The organism is Cycloclasticus sp. PY97N, from assembly GCF_002443175.1.
In the GTDB taxonomy this organism is placed as follows: Bacteria; Pseudomonadota; Gammaproteobacteria; order Methylococcales; family Cycloclasticaceae; genus Cycloclasticus; species Cycloclasticus pugetii.
In genome coordinates this window covers 69,856-90,279 of the sequence record NZ_CP023664.1, presented here as the reverse complement: position 1 = coordinate 90,279, position 20,424 = coordinate 69,856, and the positions used below count along the sequence as shown (strand labels likewise).

Genomic DNA, 20,424 nt, shown 5'->3' with positions numbered 1-20,424 from the left:
CGATATGAACAGTACACATGCAGCGTTGCAACAAGAATTAGATCAGCAATCTTTTTGGAAAGGGCTCGGTATAGTTGATTGGGTGTGGGCGATTATGGTGTTGCTTGGCAGCGGATATGCCTATGCGAGCTATGCCTCGTTAATGGATGTATATGAGCAGGTTATTTTATTTTCAACCGGTATCAGTTTAGTTGCCTTAGGTTGGCATTGGAAAGAAATTAGGGGGCTGTCACTGGCAGTTTTTTTACTCAGTATTTTTGGCATTAGTCGCTACACAAACGGGCTGACTGATGTGGAGACGGATTTCTTTTTGCGGTTTTTGGTATCAAGTCAATCAGCTATTATGTGGATGAGCGCACTGTATGTGCTTGCAACGGTTACTTACTTTATTGCGTTTTTTGCACGTTCAGACTTTATAGGGAAAGTTGCCAGCGCGATGACCTGGTCGGCAACAACAATGGGTTTGGTTGGGTTAATGGTTCGTTGGAGAGAGTCATACCTTATCGGCTTAGATGTTGGGCATATCCCAGTGAGCAATTTGTATGAAGTGTTTATTTTATTTTCAATTATTACGGCCTTGTTGTATTTGTTTTACGAGCGTCGTTATCAGACACGCATGTTAGGCGGGTTTGTACTGCTAATTATTAGTGCAGCGGTTGCCTTTTTGCTTTGGTATGCGTTTGATAGAGATGCCGCCGATATTCAACCATTAGTGCCGGCCTTACAGAGCTATTGGATGAAAATTCATGTGCCAGCCAACTTCGTTGGTTACGGTGCGTTTGCCTTAGCTGCTATGGTAGCAACTGCCTATTTAATTCGTGTCAGAGCGGAACGACTTAACTCGAATAGTATTGCAATGGCCTTGCCTGCGTTAGATATTCTTGATGACCTTATGTATAAATCCATCGCTCTAGGGTTTGCATTTTTTACCTTGGCGACCATTTTAGGCGCGTTATGGGCGGCTGAAGCATGGGGTGGTTATTGGTCTTGGGACCCTAAAGAAACTTGGGCCTTAATTGTTTGGTTGAATTATGCAGCTTGGTTACATATGAGGTTAACAAAAGGTTGGCGTGGAAAACCGATGGCTGCATGGGCCATTGTTGGTTTGTTTGTTACCTTGTTTGCCTTTTTGGGTGTCAATATGTTCTTGTCTGGTTTGCATTCATACGGCGAACTTTAGCGTTATCAATTTTAGGAGAGAATAATGAATAAACTATTGGTCTTATTGAGTATTTTTTTTATATCAGCAGGTTCTTCTTTTGCCGCAGACGTTGAGTTTAAAGAAGGTGTTGATTATCAGCTGATTAAACCTGCTCAACCCACAGATGATTCAAGCCGCCTCGAAGTATTGGAAATCTTTTGGTATGGCTGTCCGCATTGTTACCACTTTGAGCCTACATTAGATCCTTGGGTAGCAAGCCTTCCTGCCGACGTAAATTTTGCTCGCTTGCCTGCGGTTTTCAATGAACAGTGGGAGCGACATGCACGAGCCTACTTCGCAGCCGATATCTTAGGCGTATTAGATGAGTCACATGGTGCGTTATTTCATGCTATGCATGCAGAAAAGGCAGTCATTAATACAGTCAATCAACTGGCTAACTTTTATACGAAGTATGGAATAGATGAGGCGTTATTTAAAAAGACCTACCATTCCTTTATTGTAAATACAAAAGTAGCAAGAGCGAAGGATATGGTTGACCGTTATGGCGTAACAGGCGTACCGGCTATAGTGGTTGAAGGTAAATACCTTATCACAGGGTCAATGGCGAAGAGTTACCAGAACATGTTGAAGATTATGGATTACCTGTTGGCTAAGGAAAGAAAAACAAAATAAATTCACAGTGCGGTGATTTAGCGACAGTTCTTGTTGATAAAGTCGTTAAGTTGTTCGCGCTGTTTGTTTTTATCTTCGTCAGTGAAGCGAGAATAGTTCCCTTCAGTGTCTTTGTACAAACGGTTACCGCCGTAATCTAATTCAATAAGGCTCTTTTTGCTGGCCTCGCAGCTTTCCTGGAGGCGCTTGTTTTCCTCAGCCTGTTGTTGCAGTTTGTCATGAGCAGCTTGACGTTCAGCATTAGATTTGGCTATTTCATTGGCACTATCTTGAATTGATTGTTGGTTTTTTTTAGCATCGGCGACAGGTTTTTTCGTGACAGTAATGTTTTGAGTCGAAATGGATTTGTCAGCTGGCGGGTGCTGGCTATAGTGAGTATTACCTTGGTGGTCAACCCACTGGTAAATGGCCGAATAAGCAAATTGAGCAAAAAGTAAGCAAGAACAAAACATCAAAGCGCGATACATAGGGAAGTCCTTATGATTATGTAGGATTAGTGTCTTTTGGTTAAGTATATAGCACTGTGTGACTAATGAAAGAGCTTGACCAAATGCACAAAAGTTAGTATTTTGTCCAGTTCGATTTCATGTTGTAATCGAATTTATTTTAGATCGAATCAAATCAGTTGAATTTTGGAGAATCATTGTGGAGCTAAGTGGCGGTGAAATCGTCATCCAATCCTTAAAAGATGAGGGTGTGGAATACGTGTTTGGGTACCCTGGTGGGTGCGTATTACATATATATGATGCTATTTTTAAGCAAGAAGATGTGAAACACGTGTTGGTCCGCCATGAGCAAGGTGCTACTCATGCGGCCGATGGTTATGCGCGCTCGTCAGGTAAGCCTGGTGTGGTACTTGTTACCTCTGGTCCCGGTGCGACAAATGCAGTAACCGGCATTGCTACAGCCTATATGGACTCAATTCCTCTGGTGGTGATCACTGGGCAAGTGCCTCGAGCAGTTATTGGTACCGATGCTTTTCAAGAAGTTGATACAGTCGGTATTACTCGCCCGTGCGTAAAACATAATTTCTTGGTAAAGGATGTTGCCGATATTGCTGAAACGATGAAAAAGGCGTTTTATTTGGCTATGTCAGGTCGCCCAGGCCCTGTTGTGGTTGATATCCCTAAAGATATAACAGACCCTGATATTAAGGTGCCTTACCAATATCCTGAAGAAGTAGTCATGCGTTCTTATAAACCAATAATTAGTGGCAATATTGGTCAAACAAGAAAAGCAATTGAACTGATTAAAGCAGCTAAACGCCCTGTAATATACAGTGGTGGTGGCGTTATTTTAGGTGAAGCTAGCGAAGAATTTAGACGGCTTTGTAAGACGTTGAATTTCCCTGTTACTCAGACCTTAATGGGCTTAGGGGCCTTTCCAGGCACAGACCCGCAGTCTATAGGAATGCTGGGTATGCATGGTACTTACGAAGCGAATATGGCAATGCATGATAGTGATTTAATTATTGCTATCGGCGCTCGGTTTGACGATCGGGTAACAGGTAAAATTGCCGAGTTTTGCCCAAATGCCAAAATTATTCATATTGATGTGGATCCCGCCTCTATTTCTAAAACCATTACGGTTGATGTGCCTATTGTTGGACAGGTAAAACCTGTTGTATTAGATATGCTTGCACAAATAGAGAGTTTAGGTGAAACCTTTGATCGTGAGCGTATTGCTGATTGGTGGCGACAAATAGACGAATGGCGTGCAGTAGATTGCATGGCATACGATAAGAACAGCGGCACTATCAAACCACAATATGTTATCGAGCAACTGTATAAGGTAACGAACGGTGAAGCCTTTGTAACATCGGACGTGGGCCAGCACCAAATGTTTGCCGCACAATTTTACCCGTTTGATAAACCTCGTCGTTGGATCAATTCTGGTGGCTTAGGAACAATGGGTTTTGGTTTGCCGGCGGCGATGGGTGTAAAGTTTGCTAACCCAGAGGCTGATGTTGCTTGTGTAACCGGCGAAGGAAGCATACAAATGTGCCTGCAAGAGTTATCGACCATGTTGCAATACGATACTCCCGTGAAAGTGATTAACTTAAACAATGGTTATCTAGGCATGGTGCGTCAGTGGCAAGAGTTCACTTATAAAAGTCGTTATTCGCATTCTTACCTTGAGGCATTACCAGACTTTAAAAAGTTAGCAGAAGCGTATGGTCATGTGGGTATTCAAGTGACTAAAAAAGAAGATGTAGAGCCGGCGCTAAGGGAAGCCTTTGCGATGAAAGATCGTACGGTTTTTCTAGACTTTTTAACAGATACAGAAGAAAACGTATATCCAATGATTGAGGCAGGTAAAGCTCATAATGATATGGTAATGGCGCCAAACTCAAAGTATAAAAGGATATTGGCATGAGTCGTCAGCATATTATTTCAGTCTTATTGGAAAATGAAGCCGGTGCCTTGTCGCGTGTTTCAGGCTTGTTTTCTGCTAGAGCTTACAACATTGAGTCCTTAACGGTTGCACCGACTCAAGACCCTACCTTGTCTCGACTAACATTGGTAACCGTTGGCAATGATGAGACAATTGAGCAAATTAAAAAGCAACTGAATAAATTAATTGATGTGGTGAAGTTAATTGATTTATCAGAGTCCTTTTCATTAGAACGCGAGCTAGTTTTGCTGAAGGTGAAAAAGAATGATGCCATGTTGCAAAAAATTGACAGTTTAGGCACCGATTCATCAGCCCGTATTACCGATGAAACGGATGGCTATTTGATTGTTGAATTATCAGGCGAAAAAGCTTGGTTGGATGATTTCTTGTCTTCATTGGAAAATGAAGTTATTGATGTTGTTCGGACCGGTGTCATCGGTTTGTCTCGTGGTGAGAGATCGTTAACGCTGTAACAAGTTAAGTGCGGCGTCTTGCGCAGGCAGGACGGTTAAATTTTAATAAAATTAAGGAAAAAGATGAATATTTACTACGATAAAGACGCGGACCTTTCAATCATTAAAGGAATGACAGTAGCTGTTATTGGTTATGGTTCACAAGGCCATGCGCATGCAAATAACCTAAAAGATTCTGGCGTTAATGTTGTTGTTGGTTTAAGAGCTAGCTCAAGTTCAGTGGCTAAAGCACAAGAAGCTGGCCTAGCGGTTAAAGAAGTGGCTGAAGCGGTAGCATCTGCTGACTTAGTAATGATTTTGACTCCGGACGAATTTCAATCTCAGTTATATAAAGAAGAAATTGAGCCAAATATTAAGCAAGGTGCTGCATTAGCATTTGCACACGGTTTTGCTATTCATTATAACCAAGTGGTACCACGTGCTGACTTAGATGTGATTATGATTGCACCTAAAGCGCCTGGACATACCGTACGTAACGAATTTAAAAACGGTGGTGGTATTCCCGATTTGATTGCTGTTTTCCAAGATGCATCTGGCAAAGCTAAAAATATCGCCTTGTCATACGCATCAGCAATTGGCGGCGGTCGTACAGGTATTATCGAAACAACCTTTAAAGATGAAACAGAAACTGACCTATTCGGTGAGCAAGCTGTTTTATGTGGTGGTACGGTTGAACTTGTTAAAATGGGTTTTGAAACATTGGTTGAAGCCGGCTATGCACCAGAAATGGCGTACTTTGAATGTTTGCATGAGTTAAAACTTATTGTGGATTTAATGTACGAAGGTGGCATTGCAAACATGAACTACTCGATCTCAAACAATGCTGAGTATGGTGAGTATGTAACCGGTAAGAAAGTGATCAATGACGAATCTCGTGAAGCAATGCGTGAAACGTTAAGAAACATTCAAAATGGTGAGTATGCTAAACAGTTTATTGTTGAAGGGGCGACTAACTACCCATCAATGACAGCAAACCGCAGAAATAATGCGGCACACCAAATTGAGCAAGTTGGCGGAAAATTACGTGAAATGATGCCATGGATTACTGCCAATGCTTTAGTTGATAAAACTAAAAACTAGGTCGTTTTTTTAAAGACTACAAAAGCGGCCGTTTTAACGGCCGCTTTTTTTTGTCATTATATAGATGATGCTAGGCTATACTAAAAATACAACCAACGGAGTTAGTACTTGATGAAACAAACACCCCCTCCATCCAAAGGGCTGTATTTACTGCCAAACCTATTTACAACCAGCGCCTTGTTTGCTGGCTTTTATGCGATTACAGGCGCAGTTAATGGCCATTTTGAAATAGCTGTTATTGCTATTTTTATTGCCATGGTGCTGGATGGCCTTGATGGCCGTGTTGCACGCATGACCAATACTCAAAGCGAGTTTGGTGCACAATACGATAGCTTGGCTGACTTGGTTTCATTTGGTGTGGCACCTGCAGCAGTTGCTTATTCGTGGGGGCTGTCGTCCTTAGGCAAGTTTGGTTGGATGGTAGCCTTTGTATATGCAACGTGTGGTGCATTACGTTTAGCACGCTTTAATGTTCAGCATAACATTGCTGATAAACGCTACTTTCAAGGGTTAGCCAGCCCAGCTGCCGCTGCCCTAGTGGCCGGCTATGTGTGGTTAATGGAAGACTACCAATTAACAGGCACCGCGGCGACGGCAGGCTTACTAACAGTCACCTTATGTGCGGGTTTATTAATGGTTAGTAACATTCGTTACCATAGTTTCAAAGAGCTTAATTTTACGGGCAAGGTGCCTTTTGTCGTTGCCGTGATTGTTATGCTGGTTTTAGCCTTAATCTATGCTGCGCCTCCGTTAATATTATTTATTATGTGTTTAGTGTATGCCTTATCTGGACTAGTACTAACGATGCGCTTATTGCGCCGAACACAACGCGATAAAACTGAATGACAACATCCAATAGGCAGCTAGCCTACTTGGATCTGATGGGCGTTCAAGTTTGGCAAGAGAGGAGCAGGCAAGAACAAGTAATCGCCGAAGAAGTCAGTGACGACGTTACAGCAAACACCCTTCAAGAGCTTTACGAAATAGCGTCAAACTGCCAACGTTGTGAGGCTTCAGCTGTTAGGAACCAGCTAGTGTTTAGCGATGGCCCAATGCACGCCGACTGGCTCATCGTTGGTGACTTTCCAACACAACAAGATGATAGAGAAGGGCGGCCATTAACTGGTGACGTGGCTCACTTATTATCAGAAATGTTATTGGCGGTCGGGGTTAAAAAATCGACAGTTCATTTAACAAACAGTGTTAAGTGTCGTTCAGCTAATGTTGAAGCGGAAAAGGTCGAGTTATTATCGTGCCGAGCTTACTTGATTCGTCAAATAGAATTGGTAAAACCACAGCTTGTCTTTGTATTGGGTGAAAAGGCAGCACAAAGCTTACTAAAATCAAACGAATCGTTAAGCCACCTAACAGGAACAGTGCATAAGGTTGATGATGTGCCCACACCAATAGTGGTCAGTTGTCACCCACGCGATTTATTAAAAACACCTTCAGCCAAAAGGCAAGCTTGGGACGATCTACAACTGGCAAGAACGCTGGTTAGCAAGGCTTGATGTTAACTAAATTAAAATCGTTGCTGAGTTTAACTGGCCCTCAAGTGGATTATTTACGCCCATTAAAAACAAACGATATTCCCAAAGTTCTGACAATTGAGCGGCAAATGTATAGCTACCCTTGGAGTGAAGGCATCTTCAAAGATTGTTTAAAAATTGGCTATTCAAATTGGGCCTTTATTAAAGACGGTCAGTTCGTAGGCTATGTTATTTTATCAGTCGCAGTTGGCGAAGCGCATATCTTAAATATATGCTTGGACCCTGCCTACCAAGGCAAAGGATTAGGTCGACAATTTCTAAAAGAAGTGCTGATTATCGCGAAGAAAAAAAATGCAAACAGTGTTTTCTTAGAAGTAAGACCCTCCAATACAGCAGCCGTTCAACTCTATAAAACCGCCGGTTTTAAAAAAATTGGCAAACGTAAAAATTATTACCCAACAGCCGATGGTAAAGAAGATGCCTTGGTCTTATCTTTGGATTTAACATCAGATTCTGCGTAAAAAGCTCCTTTGGCATTATTAGCTAACAATCGCTTGCCGTATAATGCCAAATCATTATTTTAAGTAGTTAATCAGCATGTCTAGCGAATTTAAAAAACGGCGAACGTTTGCCATTATCTCCCACCCGAATAAAGTTACCTAAGCCAAGTTAAGACAACAAAAGACACATTTTCTATTAAAAACAAAATGTTATAACGCGTCTTTGGTTGTCCTATCACCATCTCAAGACAGTCTATGTCATCCTCAGTCAGAAGAAATTTGTACAAATTCTCGTACAAATTTCGTTGTACAAACCTTCCTTAAAAAATTTGTACAAACAGATCCGCAAAGCGGGCTAAGGACTGAAAGGTGGCACTGACTGAAACATGGCTAAAAGCCAACAATAGAAAGCTGAGAGACAAAGCCGCAGAGAAAACAGATCGTGACGGTCTGAGCGCTCGGTTGTCTCCAAAAGGCAAAATTACCTATACGCTGCGTTACCAGTATTTTGGTAAAGCTGGCCGCGTAGATTTAGGTTCATACCCACTGATGAGCTTAAAGGAGGCCAGAACAGAAGCGCAGCGTCTCAAAAAACAGCTTGAGCAGGGGCATGATCCCAAAGTGGTGCGCTTGCTTGAGAAACAAGCCATTATCGCAGCTGAATCGCTCACAGGGCTGTTCGACTTGTGGTATGAGGCATATTGCATTCATAACAAAAAAGGCCACACAGAAATCAAGCGCAGCTTTGAAATTCATGTGTTTCCAAAGCTAGGGAAATTGCCAGCGGAGAAAATCACATTACACGCATGGCTGGAAATTTTAGAAGCCCTCGCTAAAACCAAGCCTGCAATCTCTGAGCGTATTTTGGTGAACGCTAAGCAGCTATATAAATTCGCGATGAAACGCAAGCTGGTGCCAATCAACCCGCTGTCTGACATCTACGCAAAAGAAGACCTACAGATCCAGAAGCGCTCAACTGACCGCTGTTTGCATGATGATGAAATCAAAATGCTTTGGCTGGCGGTCAATAACTCCCGCATCACGCCAAAGAACAAGCTATTTGTAAAACTCTGCCTGATATACGGCTGCCGTAATGGTGAGCTGCGGCAGGCTGAGAAACAGCATTTTGATTTTAAGGCCGGTATCTGGACGATCCCGCCGGAAAATCACAAGCTGGGTAAGAAAAGCTGTAAGCCATTGCTGCGCCCCATCACCCCGTCAATAGCGGCTTATTTGAAGCAGGCTTTTGCGCTTAGCTCTGATAGTCAGTATGCCTTTACCAATGATGGTTCAGACGAAATGATGGGCATTCGTGCGCCTTTAGCGCTGCCATATAACATTATGCAGCACCTTCGCCGCTATGAAGGCTATGAAATGGCGCATTTTTCAATGCACGATCTGCGCCGCACCGCGCGCTCACGCTTTTCGACGATCACCAGCTTTCATGTGGCCGAAGTCATGCTTGGCCATGCAGTGGGTAGTCAGGTGGCGCGGGTTTATGATCATTATGATTATTTGGCAGAACAAGCCGAAGCTTATGAGGCGTGGTGTGAAAAGCTATTTGCGCTAGTGGATGATAGACCGCGAAGCCCTGTGTACGAGCCTGATAAGATTGTGGCGTTCAGGAAAAGAGCTTTTTAGTTTTTTATCTTAATACAGGTTTGGGTCAAAATTTTGGAAGCTCCATGAGTAGGACAATCGTGAAGGATGACGAGGATGGCCGCCTTTTAGGAGCTCTCCATAATTGACCCATGTCCCGTTTAACTCACGAACAAGAGCATCGATCTGATGGAAGGCCGCTGTCAGATATTCTCTTGTGACAATGTTTCCACCCCATGCTGCCCAGAATACGGGAAAGCTATCTAGACTTGCTTGTTTTCTAATTTCTTCAATATTTCTTTTAATCAGGCCTTTATCAACTGAAATAGGAAGGTTGCTTGGGTCTGTCGATCTATGAGGGTATAGATTTGCCATGACAAATCCATCAAAGCTATTTAGCTTTGCAACTTTCTCCACTTTTGCGACGGTTGTGTCTGATTTTTCTTTGTTTGCTGTACTCGGATTTAAGCCAATAACAAATAGCTTACGCTTACCTTCCTTGCCTAAAATAAAACGCGCAGTATCTTGATCGTTTGATACATATAAATTGTACATGAAATACCCTTTTTCTCTTTAGAGTATCTAAATTCAATTAATTCATCATTAACTTTAAGGCCTAGTTAAAAAAACGGGTGCTGCAATTGCACCCGTTTTTTTGAGCTATTTTAATGCCAGCGCCGAGCTAGTTTTTCAACGGCTACTGGTGGGCTGGCGTTAATGCCGCCCCAGCGGCTATTCTCGGATCGTTCTATTTCCAACGCTTCCCATTCTGTCACAGCATCCGCGCACCATAAGTTAAAGCTGCCTGCTTGCCTGATAAGCGGTTGCGGGAATGGGTTTTCTTCACGCGTCATGCGCCGAAAAATGGTGCGTGACGAACAGCGAAAACGCTGGCATAGATCCTTAGTTGATAAATATTCTCTAACCATGATTATTCCCCTTTATTCTTCATGGCTGATCACATCAGCCCTGTACTTCGTTTTAAAAATAACCGTATCCAGCGCGTTTCTGGCTGCCGATAATGTCGGCATCCAGCCAATGGCCGCTAAGTCATTGGTGTAAGCTCTGGATGTCACATTCAAAGTGGCGATAAACCAGCCGATTAAAGGCACCAATATAAAGCCTGCCATACAAAACCAGCGCTCATGCACATAGAGGTAGCTTTGAAAGTTACTCAGTAACGCAAAGCTACCAAGTGCTATGGGCAGCGAGAACCACAGCAGAGGCCGCTTGATAGCGATTTTTTCAATATCGCTAATGCGATAGGTGCGGCGCGCTGTTTTAAACAGTGCTGTGCTCACAATAATGTCGTCTTTTCTATAAATTATTTTTTGCATGGTGTTATTTCCCCGTTAGTAGCTTGCGCCAGAATTTAATTTTTTCAGTTACATTTCTAATGGTGTTGATCGCTTCAGCCTCGCTACGCTTTTTTTCTAGGGCTTTGCGCCTTGCGTAGCTCACGCCGCAAGTTTCATCCAAAGCTACATAGGCATTGGCTAAAACGTCTTGATATGGCTTTGCCAAATGTTTCAGGGTTGCGGTGTATAAAGCCGCTTCCATTAATCCAGTTTGCAATACTTGCCGCCCTAAACGTTCGCGCAAACAGTTGTTTACTTGGTTTGGAAGCGAGCTGTCCTGCACATAAAAACGTTTGCTATCAATAGTGATAATGCGCGGCGTTAATGCAAAATAATGCACGCTATACCAAACAAGGCATCCGCCGATGATGGGTAGTAGCCAATCTGCACATTTTTCGAGTAATACGTTAAACATGGTTGTTCTCCTTTATGTCTGCTAAGTGCTGCACTGATACAGCAGGTAAATAAAAATGCTCGGTATAACGGTCACTCTGAGCGCCCATATCCAAAGCAGTAGCTTCAATATCGATCCCAAAAACCACGAGAGCGAAAATCGGTAGCGCTTTTTCTTTCGAAAGCGCACGGTCAGCTTTTGCATTAGTGCACCTCCTTGTAGCGAATATTCATTTGCGTATTAGGGGGTAGCTTTCCACCTTCAAGCGGATTTTCATCAAGCGCGGCATGCCATGACTTCACTAGGTTGTATGGCAGCCGTTCTGCGTATATTGGCGCTACGCCACCGACCAAAATGATTTGATCTGTATTGGGCATGCGCAGCACTTCTTCTGGGCGCATTAAGGCGCGGGTGGTTTCAGCAATTGAGTCTTTTAGATCTGCGTCAGGACTGGTTGCTGACGTACCAAAGCTATGGGTTTTAATGGTGTGGTTGCCCAGCATGTCTGATATTTCTTTTGCTTCTTCAAGCGATGAAACACCAAAAAATTGCTTGAGATCAGTTTGCGAATAAAAGGTCTGTGTCGCTTCCTTACCGTAGATGCGTGACACTTCACTTTTTGCCTGACAGATGAACTGGCAGCGCAGGCCATAGCCGCGCAAAGCGGTTAAGTCATTCGCAAGACCTGGCAAGGGAATGTTTGTAGCTTCATCCAGCAGAAAATGCACAGGCACATTGCCTTCAGTGCGGATCAATGACTTGATTGCCGCTTTGGTTACAAGCCCAATCCATGGCGCATAGGCTGCGCGGCGGTCGTAGCGCGACATAATGTATACGCTGGTTTTTTCCTGTTTTAGCGCCTCAAAGGTAAAGTCACTCTTACTCACTGACTGCGCCAGCGGTGTAGAAGGGCTAAACGGCATTAACACTTGAAGTGCACCCGTTAGAAAATCAGCGAAGTAATCTTCTTCTGCATCCAGCAGGCCAGAAGCAAGTAGCGCAATATCACCAGATAGCGCAGTAGAGTTTGCCGCTTCTTCAAGCAGCTCTTTTAAACGCTTGGCGCTACTGACAGTGCGAAACAATTCTGGCAAGGTGCAGCACGCTGGATTTTCAGCCGCCAGAAACAGCATTGCGGTTAAAATCATATTGCGAGAGCCACTACGAAAGAACTTGTTCTTATCGCCTTCAGCAGGCTCAGGCAGGAGCTGATGCACTAACTCTTGCGCGTCTGCTAAGGCGTTTTGATTCATTGGCGGGTACGCCATATCATCAATCACCATTTGCAGCGGGTTAAAGCAGCTATTGGGGAAACCAAATAGCTGATCTGGGTTAAGGTAAAACACTTTGTGTTTGTGCTGCGTTTCGCTCATACGCGCAGTCATAGCGGCAATTTCACCTTTAATGTCCGTTACAACTACAGATGCTGCCTCGCTGTGGCCTGCCTCATCGCTTACGCGATAACCGTGCAGCTTTGACGGTAAAGCAATTGAAATCGACTTGCCTGAGCCAGCAGGCGCTACGCATAAGGCATGCGTAAATGGGTAAAACATCGGGCGACCATTAAAGCAGCCAATAGGCACGCCATTATTAGGATCAAACAGGCCAGCCGTTTCGATATCTTTTTCACTGGCAAAGCCAGCTTTACCAAACTTTTCAGATGGCGTTTCCGCTGCTTTTAAAAGTAGATACTGATAACGGCCATGCAGCCATAAAGGCCATGATTCTGAAATATTCTTCCAGCTACGATAGGCACAAAAAGCCGCTGTTAATTCAGCAAGTATTGGCAGCTCAGCGCGATGATAAACACAAGCGCTGGCTGATAAGCCCCAAAACACAGCCCAACTGACAGGTTTTAGAATTTTGGATAGATCTTCTCTACGGATCATATAAGCCTCCATGCCCCTGAAGTGTCAGGAGCTAACTGGTTAAAATAATTTTTGAAGGCTTTGCAAAGCTAAGACGATAATAACCAAGCGGTGACAGCATGCCAGCGCTTCGCCGAAGCTTGCCAAGCAAATTGCCCCGCTTGTAAATTCAGGTATGATCTAGGGCTTTTAAAATGAAGTTTTGAGAGCGGGAATATGGTCAGGCGATATAAAAAGAAGCCGTTTTATGAAGCGTCAAAAATCCCGCAAGCAACGGTCTTTAAAGTGGTTGCTGGATACACAATGGGCATGAGTGCTCAGAAATGCGCTGATCAAGTCGGCATATCACGCCAGTCCGTACAAAAAATATTTACCGATATAGGTGAGCGTGTTGTTTGGTTATTAGATGGCCACTTTCCAACCAGCAACAACAAAATGGGCGACTTCCTCACCAAGTTCGGAGATGTCGCAGTGTTTAATCAAATGCTGGAATTACTGAAAGAGAAATCAGGTGAAATATTGAGCCAATATGGCTCAGAAATAAGCTATGAAGATTTTAAGAATTACAGAGATACGGGGGCAATCACTGTAAATGGCCAGCAAGGTCAGGAAAAAACGGCTACTCATCATTTTTTCCGTTACCGTATCTTGAATTTACTGATCCGGTTGTCTGAGAAAAACTATGGTATTCGCAAGACGCAATACCCAAGGCATTATGCGTTTTGTAAGCTTTATTATCTGGTGTTAACGGTGATGATGTCGCAGACGATTCATGAAAGTAATGCAACAGGCGTTACTCACGCACAAATGCATGAAAAAATGCTATCGCAAGTCGAAGAAGATAAACGCAATAAGCTTGAGTCAATGATATTCGAAGCTAAATGCAATATGGTGTTGTGTATGCTGCTTATTTTTTCACTCTATGAAGAAGCCATATAAGCGCTATTGAGTCTTTTTTATGAGTCCCGTTATACTTTCAATTAAATAGATTTTGTGGGCTACGAAAATGAGAGCGATTTGTTCTGGGTGTGGCGAAAGTTTTTCTGACGAAAACTTAGATAACTGTGAATGTGGACGCACTGAATGTTATCGCTGCCTTGCCTTACATAAGCAAGAAACAGGACATTCAAGCACCAGTGACTTAGGACGGTTCCGCGTCCAACTCAATGAGCAATTTACCAGAGCGTTCTTGAAGGATCTTGAAAGTGAATTACTCACTAACCCTGAAGTTGGCCGCTGTTTCAATCTAGCGTTACCGCAAGTCGTTAGCACATCCGTTTGGTTGAAACATAAAGATCACGGTGAAAAGCATTTTGATTTTAAAATGACGCGAAAACAATACGAGCAGTTACTGAATACTTTCGATAACAATAGCGAGAATGTACTTAATTTCTATGTTGATCGTGTGACCACATACCTCCAGTTAGTTGTTGGCGAATTAAATAAAACGGCTGCTCGTTAATTTAACGTGCATTAACTTATTATTTGGGCGCTTCAGAGAATTTAAACTCTCCTTTTCCTGCACCTGTAAAAATTGTCGCGCCTGTTTGAGCATGAGTAGTTAAGATCCAACTCTGCCCTGCACCTGATAACATAGTGATAATATTGCCATCTTCGTTTTTGGCTTGCCAATCATAACGGTATCCAGCTTTCGTGAGCCGTTCTGAGATCTGCTTAAATGTGCCACATAGATTAAGAACCTGTGCTTCAAACGTACATTCGTTTGTTTTAATTAAGTCAATTTCAGTTACTTTATTAAAGTTTAAAAGCGTAGCCTTTTCTTGAGATTCTAAGTAATGGATTTTATTTACAACACAAAGCTTGCCGTCAGCCTTGTTGGACATCATATAGCCGTAATGCAGCTCTTTGTTATACATCATCACTAAAATGTAAGCGCCTTCTCTTGGGATGCTAAGCATTGGGTGACGACCAACATTGGTCATGCCTTCATTTTCCATTACCGCAAAGCGATATTTAGGGTCGTTAGGAATACAACCTTTTTCACCGTTGTATACTGCATCTTCAAAAGTAGCTGGAAATGCTGGCAAAGGCAGTTCTTTAGCTTGGCTTTGAGCAGCCATAGAAAAGCTAAAAGAAAGCACGCCTGCCGCTATTCCCAACTTTGTTTTTTTAATACCCATCTACTTAGTCCATCAATTGTTTAATTCACGCATCTATTGTCATAAACACTATTGAATTTTATGTCAACTAATATCAAATGCAATTCGCTCTAACCATTCATGCTTCTTTTCTAGCAGGTGCCCTCGACCATATTTCGGGCCACGGCTTTTATGCCCCATTAGCTCATCAATCACTTCTTCTGGCGCTCCAATATCCCGCAAGCGGTCTTTGAAGGTGTGCCGCAGTGAATAAAGTGTTTGTTTCGGCGTTGGCCGTAATTCGTTCTCACGTAGATATTTGTTAATCGCTGTGGATGCAGTATCTGAGTTGCTATAGCGGTGAAAGCCATGTGGCTGGTTTTGGAATGCATGCAAAGATGCACCGACAAGCGGGATCTTGCGATCAGAATGTGGTGTTTTTAATGCATGGCCTTCATAAGGCTGAATCCAAATGAACGGAATTTCTCCAGTAAGGATAATATCCTCTTTGCGCAGCCCAATCAGCTCTGATTCGCGCGCGCCTGTGTCGCTCATCGCGAATATCAGCATTCTCGCTTCATCATTAAGCCCAGCAAGAGCATCGCCCTTGAGCAAAGTATTTTGAACATAGCTGGCCTCAAAAGGCTGACGCGAATTTTTCTCCATTTTAAATTTAAGCTCCTCAAAGAGGCGGCGAAAATTTATATCTATTTCGTTGTCTAGGGCAATGGTCGCAAGTATGTCTTTCACATAACCAAGGTTCTTATTGGCTGTATTGGCCAATATTTCTCGCTTGGCAATGCGGTCTCTTAATGCCGTGTGGAATTTAAGGATGTCAGAGCGCTGTAAATCCTGTACCGCTTTATCTTTGCCGAGAACATCAATAAAAAACATAAAGCCAGCTAGTCTGGGGTTACGCCATTTTCTGATCTGGATAGGTGATTTGTTAACCAGCCGAATTTTTGTGATTTCCCAATATTGCTTTAAACAGTCTTTTAGCAAAACATTAGGTTTGTCTATGCCGCCAAGCACAGCTTTTACCGTATCTGTGCTCTCTAATTCTTTGCTTACATGGGTAATGCGTCCAACGATGCGATCAATGGGCGCTTCGCTGATTTCAACAGCGCTACGGTAATTAAGGTTAAAGGTTCTTGCCCGTTTTACTGCAAGCTTATAGTCGGTTTTAGGGCTGGCTTCGCCATGCTGAAGAACAAGGCTGCGCCAGTATTCCTCAATAAAATCATTGTGAATCATTGATTTGCGCATAGCCTCGCGGCGATCTCGCGTTTGAAGCGAGCTGCGCACAAATTTTCTAGGGTCAAAATGTGCCACATATTCTGGCACTCTGCGGCGGTAATAATACACACCATTTCTTTGCATCAAGTAATCGGTCATCGTCCATGTATCCCAATTTGTATCCCAAAATGTAACTCAAATCGGGGATGCAACAGACGGGGCACTGCTTAGTAAAAAGCAAAATTGTGCCTATACAATATGTTACCGGATAATTATTTAAAATATTGTTAAGGGAAATGGAGGACACGGTGTCTGCCTATGTGGCAAGTGTGAAATTGGTTTTATTAGCAATTTCAATGCCTTGGTATTTAACCCTCAAGTGATACTTTAAAATGTATCCCGTTTTGTGTCTGTTTTAGTATCCCAGCGATTTTGAGTTACAAGTAAAGATCATGACCAATTAAGTCAATGAAAAACCGTCAAGCGAGAAACTCGCCTTTGGGTAAGTTTAGATGCTCACATTTTCGGCAACGGCTTGCGCGCGAGCCAAAGCTTTCTTAGTTTGCATTCTGGCTTCGTATTCACGCTCTAATCGTTCAAAAATAGGCAGGTAGGTTTCTCCATGAATAGCGACAACTTTAGCCGCAACCTCATAAGCTTTTTTCAGTTCTTCGTCAGAAACACGTTGTGACATGGTATTACTCCTTTTCTTGTTAGCCACTCGATTTAACCGCTTAAAGCTTTGTTAAATCTTCCTGTGATAGAGTAATAAATGAAGGTGTAATAAGGGGCATGTCAAGCCTGAAGCAGACATCCCCCTCGTGTTGCACCCCCGATTACTAAAAGCAGCCTGACTTGGGGTATATAACCCCTGTAAAGTCGGGCTACTGCAACATGTCTATTAGATCATATTTTGGTTAAAAAACGCTTAACCATAGGTTGTTCTGTATATTTTTATGCAGATTAAATTTGTAATCCATATGGCTTGCATACTAAATCTTGAAATTATTTTTAACGTACCGTCTGGGCTTGTCTTAGCCTGTCATTGCTGATTAAAATTACTTGCTGCTCAGCTATTTACGCACCCCTTTATTACTTTATAGGATGTCCCTAACCTAATTTTGGGATGCAATTTTTACGGGTAGTTTTTACCTTTAAATGCAGGGTTAAGTCTGTATAACCCGATTGGTTAGCGTTAACTGAATGGTAAGGAATTTGCCATAAACTTGAAGTTGCCGATTACGCCAGATGTGTGTGGTAGTACCACACGGTCTGGGCAAGGGGTTGTATTACATAACCCCCGTTGCATCCCCATCGTAAATAGCGGAGGGGAAATCCATGAAAAACGAATTCAATAATTTAGGCGGCAATAGTAATTTGCCACCTGATAACTTGTCCGGCATTTTCAATGCGGCAAGTGATCCTAATCATCTCATTCTTGCAAAAAATGGCGAGGCATCAACTCCCAAGAAAAAACGGCAAGCACCGTTTTCTCTGCGGCTCAGTTTTAACGAACGTCAAGAACTGGAGCAGCGCTCTGAAGATGCAGGCATCTCCTTGGGGAGTTATTGCAAGTATGCCATTTTTGATATTCCTCCTCCGCGTCGCGCAAAGCGACCTGTGCGCGATAAAGCTGAGCTGGCGAAACTTCTGGGCTCTGTGGGTAAGATTGGTAACAACCTTAACCAAATCGCACGCCAGCTCAACGTACACGGCTCAATAGAAGTGCCAGAGCTCCAGCAGGCGCTGGAAGACCTGACACTGATCCGTGAGTCTGTCATGAAGGCGTTAGGATATGCAGAGGATGACTCTGCGCCGCTTTATCCTGACAGTGGAATGCAACGGAATGATCATTAAAGCCTCGCAACGCAGTGGTGCCAGAAATCTGGCTAACCACCTTGCGAACACACAAGACAATGATCATGTAACGTTATATGAAATACGAGGGCTGGCTGGCCAGTCTTTACATGCGGCCTTATTAGAGATCGATGCGGTCTCTAAAGGTACGCAATGCCAGCAGCCTTTGTTTTCTGTGTCCTTTAATCCACCGCAGGATGCGGATGTGAAACAAGGTCAGTTTGATGCCGCCTTTGCCAAGCTTGAGCAAAAGCTTGGGCTCACGGATCAGCCACGTGTAGTGGTGTTCCATGAAAAAGAGGGACGGCGGCATTGCCATGTGGTTTGGTCGCGCATTGATGTAGACAATATGCGTGCAATCAATATGTCACATTTCAAAAATAAATGTACAGAAATAAGCCGCGAGCTTTATTTGGATAACGGCTGGGCAATGCCCCAAGGTTTACAAAACAAAGCAGAGCGCGACGCATTTCAGCTTGCCAACAGTGAATGGCAAAAGCTTAAACGCCATGGTGTTGATCCAAAAGAGATTAAATCACTAATCCAAAAGTCATGGCAAAGCTCAGATAATGGCGAAAGCTTTAAGCAGGCTTTGAAAGATTCTGGCTTGTTTCTCGCAAGAGGCGACAAACGCGGTTTTGTGGTGGTTGACTATACCGAGAAAGTCTATTCGCTTTCCCGCCATGGCGGCATTAAAACCAAAGAACTTAAAACGCGCTTGGGCTCACCCGATGAATTGCCATCTATCGCGCTTACCAATGTGCGTATTCGTAACATCTACACTAAAGAAATGCTGGGCAAGGTAAACTCGCTAAAAAACCAGCATAAAGCCCAAATGAGGCCTTATGAAGAACAGAAAGCTGCATTGATACGGAAGCAACGCCAAGAGCGGCGTGAGCAGCAAGAGCGCCACCGCCTGAAACGTGAAGCCACTATGCAAACAGTGCGTGGCCGGTTCAGAAAAGGCGTAATGGGCTTTTTCGACAAAGTAACAGGTAAAGCCGAGCGCCTACGCCTGATTGGCCGTAAAGAGCTAAATGCCGTTAAGGCAGAACATGCAGAATCTCGCCATAAAATGATATTCCAGCACAACCGCGAACGCGCAGATCTGCAAAAACACATTCGCCAGAATAAAGAGCGCCAGCTTGAGGAGCGCAGACAACTGGCCAAAACCATACAGCAAATTCGTGCAGAACAACGCGCTGAACAAAAACACGACAAATTGCGCCAAGGCTTTGAGGATTCAACATTAGATAAAGGCCGAGACAAGCCAAAGCGGGATAAAGATGGCCAAGCTATCAATAGAGCCCGCAAGAACCGCAGAAGGCGTGAACCTGATTAGAGGTTTTTTCGCTTTAGGTGTCGGGGGAGTTATCGAAATAAGGCTCTAATATTTGAATGGAAAAACCTGTTCCCATACCCCATGGCCGTTTTAAATCTTCAATTGAGTTTCCGACTCTGTTGCCTGCGCCTAAGTTGGTCATATTTCCATTTTTACGAAGTTCTAACCATCCTTCTTTTACAAACGGCTGTAGTTCACCAATTGTTTCACTGTTCAAAACAATAGATATTGGATCTCTGGATATTTCTTTTCCTGTTATTTCGCCAATCAGTAATGCTAAATGAGCTTTAGTTGTTGTATTCAGCTGTTTGTCCAGTTCATCTAACAATGATTTTATATCTCGGTCAGCTTTTCTCGCCCATTCACAAACACTGACATTAAACTTTTCCTGTTCGGCTTCGCCCCAGTAGCTGTTGACGCTAGTTATCCAAGAGCCAACGATAGGAACGGCTCCTCCCGCAGAGGATAAGAAAAGCCTTGCAGCTTGTTTACCTCCAGTTTTTTGTACGAGTTTTTGCATCTCACTTAATAATTCATTTTCTTCCAATTTGACCTCCAATTGCTGCTCATAAACCAGTTATATTTGCTAATTGCAGCTGAAACAACCCTGTGTAGAAAACTATCCGAAAGTATCAGCTTTACCTTGCTCATTACCCAATATTCTCATATTATCCCCAATAGTCTTATGGTGGGTAAAGCTATGTCTGACGAAATACTAACCTTGAAAGAAGTCGCGGAATATCTGAAATTGGCTGAAAAAACCGCATACCGTCTAGCCTTAGAAGGTAAATTGCCAGGTTTTAAGGTCGGAGGAAGCTGGCGCTTTAAACGAGAAGATATCCTCAAATGGATTGAAGAGCAGAAAAATAAATAGGCTTCAGAATGAGTATTAGCTACAAC

At 43.2% G+C, this 20,424-nt stretch carries 24 protein-coding genes; 14 read left to right on the top strand and 10 right to left on the bottom strand.

What is annotated here, in order from left to right:
- The first annotated feature begins 4 nt into the window (after window positions 1-4).
- Together ccsB and CPC19_RS00455 are read left to right on the top strand one after the other, a co-directional pair.
- Window positions 5-1,180 (top strand): c-type cytochrome biogenesis protein CcsB, encoded by a 1,176-nt coding sequence (gene ccsB, locus CPC19_RS00460; protein ID WP_015005016.1) that lies wholly within the window; start codon window positions 5-7, stop codon window positions 1,178-1,180.
- A 24-nt stretch (window positions 1,181-1,204) separates the two neighbouring features.
- The gene (locus CPC19_RS00455; RefSeq protein ID WP_015005017.1) at window positions 1,205-1,834 is read left to right on the top strand and encodes a thiol:disulfide interchange protein DsbA/DsbL; all 630 of its coding nucleotides are present in this window, start codon (window positions 1,205-1,207) and stop codon (window positions 1,832-1,834) included.
- A gap of 17 nt (window positions 1,835-1,851) precedes the next feature.
- Here the strand turns inward: CPC19_RS00455 and CPC19_RS00450 are convergent, their stop codons facing one another.
- Window positions 1,852-2,301, bottom strand: a complete 450-nt coding sequence (locus CPC19_RS00450; protein WP_016390396.1) for a DUF4124 domain-containing protein — start codon at window positions 2,299-2,301, stop codon at window positions 1,852-1,854.
- Window positions 2,302-2,479: 178 nt separating this feature from the next.
- Between CPC19_RS00450 and CPC19_RS00445 the strand changes: the two genes are divergently transcribed.
- The 7 genes from CPC19_RS00445 to CPC19_RS00415 all read left to right on the top strand — a co-directional run bounded on the left by CPC19_RS00445 (window position 2,480) and on the right by CPC19_RS00415 (window position 9,412).
- Window positions 2,480-4,210, top strand: a complete 1,731-nt coding sequence (locus tag CPC19_RS00445) for an acetolactate synthase 3 large subunit (protein WP_015005019.1) — start codon at window positions 2,480-2,482, stop codon at window positions 4,208-4,210.
- On the top strand, window positions 4,207-4,701 hold the full coding sequence (ilvN, locus tag CPC19_RS00440) for an acetolactate synthase small subunit (RefSeq protein WP_016390397.1): 495 nt from the start codon (window positions 4,207-4,209) through the stop codon (window positions 4,699-4,701). Before CPC19_RS00445 ends, ilvN begins: the two co-directional genes overlap by 4 nt.
- A 63-nt stretch (window positions 4,702-4,764) precedes the next feature.
- Window positions 4,765-5,781 carry a ketol-acid reductoisomerase gene (gene ilvC, locus CPC19_RS00435; protein WP_016390398.1) on the top strand — a complete coding sequence of 339 codons (1,017 nt, stop codon included), beginning with the start codon at window positions 4,765-4,767 and terminating at the stop codon, window positions 5,779-5,781.
- A gap of 111 nt (window positions 5,782-5,892) precedes the next feature.
- Window positions 5,893-6,627 (top strand): CDP-diacylglycerol--serine O-phosphatidyltransferase, encoded by a 735-nt coding sequence (gene pssA, locus CPC19_RS00430; RefSeq protein ID WP_015005022.1) that lies wholly within the window; start codon window positions 5,893-5,895, stop codon window positions 6,625-6,627.
- Window positions 6,624-7,292 (top strand): uracil-DNA glycosylase family protein, encoded by a 669-nt coding sequence (locus tag CPC19_RS00425; protein ID WP_016390399.1) that lies wholly within the window; start codon window positions 6,624-6,626, stop codon window positions 7,290-7,292. Before pssA ends, CPC19_RS00425 begins: the two co-directional genes overlap by 4 nt.
- Window positions 7,292-7,792 (top strand): ribosomal protein S18-alanine N-acetyltransferase, encoded by a 501-nt coding sequence (gene rimI / locus CPC19_RS00420; RefSeq protein WP_016390400.1) that lies wholly within the window; start codon window positions 7,292-7,294, stop codon window positions 7,790-7,792. The genes CPC19_RS00425 and rimI overlap by 1 nt, the downstream gene beginning before the upstream one ends.
- A 348-nt stretch (window positions 7,793-8,140) precedes the next feature.
- Entirely contained in the window at window positions 8,141-9,412 is a 1,272-nt protein-coding gene (locus CPC19_RS00415) for a site-specific integrase (RefSeq protein WP_016390401.1), read from the top strand.
- A gap of 9 nt (window positions 9,413-9,421) precedes the next feature.
- Here the strand turns inward: CPC19_RS00415 and CPC19_RS00410 are convergent, their stop codons facing one another.
- The 5 genes from CPC19_RS00410 to CPC19_RS00390 all read right to left on the bottom strand — a co-directional run bounded on the left by CPC19_RS00410 (window position 9,422) and on the right by CPC19_RS00390 (window position 13,011).
- The gene (locus CPC19_RS00410) at window positions 9,422-9,925 is read right to left on the bottom strand and encodes a DUF1643 domain-containing protein (protein ID WP_016390402.1); all 504 of its coding nucleotides are present in this window, start codon (window positions 9,923-9,925) and stop codon (window positions 9,422-9,424) included.
- Window positions 9,926-10,035: 110 nt separating this feature from the next.
- Window positions 10,036-10,299 carry a hypothetical protein gene (locus CPC19_RS00405; protein ID WP_016390403.1) on the bottom strand — a complete coding sequence of 88 codons (264 nt, stop codon included), beginning with the start codon at window positions 10,297-10,299 and terminating at the stop codon, window positions 10,036-10,038.
- A 12-nt stretch (window positions 10,300-10,311) separates the two neighbouring features.
- The gene (locus CPC19_RS00400; protein WP_016390404.1) at window positions 10,312-10,707 is read right to left on the bottom strand and encodes a hypothetical protein; all 396 of its coding nucleotides are present in this window, start codon (window positions 10,705-10,707) and stop codon (window positions 10,312-10,314) included.
- 4 nt (window positions 10,708-10,711) lie between these two features.
- A complete protein-coding gene (locus CPC19_RS00395) occupies window positions 10,712-11,143 on the bottom strand; it encodes a hypothetical protein (protein WP_016390405.1) in 432 nt (143 codons plus the stop codon).
- A 182-nt stretch (window positions 11,144-11,325) separates the two neighbouring features.
- A complete protein-coding gene (locus CPC19_RS00390) occupies window positions 11,326-13,011 on the bottom strand; it encodes a type IV secretory system conjugative DNA transfer family protein (RefSeq protein ID WP_016390406.1) in 1,686 nt (561 codons plus the stop codon).
- Window positions 13,012-13,206: 195 nt separating this feature from the next.
- On the opposite strand from CPC19_RS00390, the gene CPC19_RS00385 reads away from it, so the two are divergent.
- Both CPC19_RS00385 and CPC19_RS00380 read left to right on the top strand, forming a co-directional pair.
- Window positions 13,207-13,929 carry a hypothetical protein gene (locus tag CPC19_RS00385; RefSeq protein ID WP_016390407.1) on the top strand — a complete coding sequence of 241 codons (723 nt, stop codon included), beginning with the start codon at window positions 13,207-13,209 and terminating at the stop codon, window positions 13,927-13,929.
- Between the two features lie 67 nt (window positions 13,930-13,996).
- A complete protein-coding gene (locus tag CPC19_RS00380) occupies window positions 13,997-14,452 on the top strand; it encodes a hypothetical protein (protein ID WP_016390408.1) in 456 nt (151 codons plus the stop codon).
- Between the two features lie 19 nt (window positions 14,453-14,471).
- Here CPC19_RS00380 and CPC19_RS00375 read toward each other — a convergent pair whose 3' ends face one another.
- The 3 genes from CPC19_RS00375 to CPC19_RS00365 all read right to left on the bottom strand — a co-directional run bounded on the left by CPC19_RS00375 (window position 14,472) and on the right by CPC19_RS00365 (window position 17,019).
- Window positions 14,472-15,131 (bottom strand): hypothetical protein, encoded by a 660-nt coding sequence (locus tag CPC19_RS00375; RefSeq protein WP_016390409.1) that lies wholly within the window; start codon window positions 15,129-15,131, stop codon window positions 14,472-14,474.
- 63 nt (window positions 15,132-15,194) lie between these two features.
- Window positions 15,195-16,484 carry a DUF6538 domain-containing protein gene (locus CPC19_RS00370; protein ID WP_016390410.1) on the bottom strand — a complete coding sequence of 430 codons (1,290 nt, stop codon included), beginning with the start codon at window positions 16,482-16,484 and terminating at the stop codon, window positions 15,195-15,197.
- A gap of 349 nt (window positions 16,485-16,833) precedes the next feature.
- Entirely contained in the window at window positions 16,834-17,019 is a 186-nt protein-coding gene (locus CPC19_RS00365; RefSeq protein WP_016390411.1) for a hypothetical protein, read from the bottom strand.
- Window positions 17,020-17,663: 644 nt separating this feature from the next.
- Between CPC19_RS00365 and mobC the strand changes: the two genes are divergently transcribed.
- Both mobC and CPC19_RS00355 read left to right on the top strand, forming a co-directional pair.
- Window positions 17,664-18,182: a plasmid mobilization relaxosome protein MobC gene (gene mobC / locus CPC19_RS00360; protein WP_016390412.1), complete on the top strand. Its 519-nt coding sequence runs from the start codon at window positions 17,664-17,666 to the stop codon at window positions 18,180-18,182.
- Window positions 18,172-19,524 carry a relaxase/mobilization nuclease domain-containing protein gene (locus tag CPC19_RS00355; RefSeq protein WP_016390413.1) on the top strand — a complete coding sequence of 451 codons (1,353 nt, stop codon included), beginning with the start codon at window positions 18,172-18,174 and terminating at the stop codon, window positions 19,522-19,524. Before mobC ends, CPC19_RS00355 begins: the two co-directional genes overlap by 11 nt.
- Before the next feature lie 13 nt (window positions 19,525-19,537).
- Here the strand turns inward: CPC19_RS00355 and CPC19_RS00350 are convergent, their stop codons facing one another.
- A complete protein-coding gene (locus CPC19_RS00350) occupies window positions 19,538-20,071 on the bottom strand; it encodes a hypothetical protein (RefSeq protein ID WP_016390414.1) in 534 nt (177 codons plus the stop codon).
- 153 nt (window positions 20,072-20,224) lie between these two features.
- Between CPC19_RS00350 and CPC19_RS00345 the strand changes: the two genes are divergently transcribed.
- A complete protein-coding gene (locus CPC19_RS00345; protein WP_035850715.1) occupies window positions 20,225-20,398 on the top strand; it encodes a helix-turn-helix domain-containing protein in 174 nt (57 codons plus the stop codon).
- Window positions 20,399-20,424 lie beyond the last annotated feature (26 nt).